We start from the raw sequence: 1,556 nt of genomic DNA on the forward strand, positions 1-1,556 counted from the left end.
GACGGCGTCGGCGACCTCAAAGGCCTCACCGCCCGGCTCGACTACCTGCAGTGGCTCGGCGTGGACTGCCTGTGGCTACCACCCTTCTTCAAATCCCCCCTCCGCGACGGAGGCTACGACGTCTCCGACTACACCGCCGTCCTCCCCGAGTTCGGCGACCTCGCCGACTTCGTCGAATTCGTCGACGCCGCCCACCAACGCGGCATGCGCGTCATCATCGACTTCGTCATGAACCACACCAGCGACCAGCACCCGTGGTTCCAGGAATCCCGCAAACACCCCGACGGCCCCTACGGCGACTACTACATGTGGGCCGACGACGACAAACAGTACGCCGACGCCCGCATCATCTTCGTCGACACCGAAGCCTCCAACTGGACCTTCGACCCCATCCGCAAGCAGTACTACTTCCACCGCTTCTTCGCCCACCAACCCGACCTCAACTACGAGAACCCGGTCGTCCAGGAAGAAATGCTCGCCGGACTCCGCTTCTGGCTCGACCTCGGCATCGACGGATTCCGCCTCGACGCGGTCCCCTACCTCTACTCACAAGAGGGCACCAACTGCGAAAACCTCCCCGCCACCCACCAATTCCTCAAACGCGTCCGCAAGGAGATCGACGCCCACTACCCCGACACCGTCCTCCTCGCCGAAGCCAACCAATGGCCCGAAGACGTCGTCGACTACTTCGGCGACTTCCCCTCCGGCGGCGACGAATGCCACATGGCATTCCACTTCCCCGTCATGCCCCGCATCTTCATGGCCGTCCGCCGCGAATCCCGCCACCCCGTCTCCGAAATCCTCGCCAAAACCCCACCCATCCCCGCCGGCTGCCAATGGGGCATCTTCCTCCGCAACCACGACGAGCTCACCCTCGAAATGGTCACCGACGAAGAACGCGACTACATGTACGCGGAATACGCCAAAGACCCCCGCATGCGCGCCAACATCGGCATCCGCCGCCGCCTCGCCCCCCTCCTCGACAACGACCGCAACCAGATCGAACTCTTCACCGCCCTCCTCCTCGCCCTCCCCGGATCACCCATCCTCTACTACGGCGACGAGATCAACATGGGCGACAACATCTGGCTCGGCGACCGCGACAGCGTCCGCACCCCCATGCAATGGACCCCCGACCGCAACGCCGGCTTCTCCAGCTGCGACCCCGGCCGCCTCACCCTGCCCACCATCATGGACCCCGTCTACGGCTACCAGGTCACCAACGTCGAGGCCTCCATGTCCTCGCCGTCCTCCCTGCTCCACTGGACCCGCCGCATGATCGAGATCCGCAAGCAGAACCCCGCCTTCGGCCTGGGCACCTACACCGAACTCCCCTCCACCAACCCCGCCGTCCTCGCCTTCCTCCGCGAACACGAGGACGACCTCGTCCTCTGCGTCAACAACTTCTCCCGCTTCGCCCAACCCACCGAACTCGACCTCAAAGCCTTCCACGGCCGCCACCCCGTCGAACTCTTCGGCGGAGTCCGCTTCCCCGCCATCGGCGAACTCCCCTACCTCCTCACCCTCGCCGGACACGGCTTCTACTGGTTCCGGCT

1 protein-coding gene is annotated in these 1,556 nt (G+C 64.9%); it reads left to right on the forward strand.

All coding sequences use genetic code 11. The annotated features are described in order from the left end of the window. Window positions 1–1,556: maltose alpha-D-glucosyltransferase (treS, locus tag ACL02U_RS32800; RefSeq protein WP_412794662.1), on the forward strand; the 1,556-nt coding region annotated here is incomplete at both ends.

The sequence above is a fragment of the Streptomyces sp. MS06 genome, from assembly GCF_047200655.1.
In the GTDB taxonomy this organism is placed as follows: domain Bacteria; phylum Actinomycetota; class Actinomycetes; order Streptomycetales; family Streptomycetaceae; genus Streptomyces.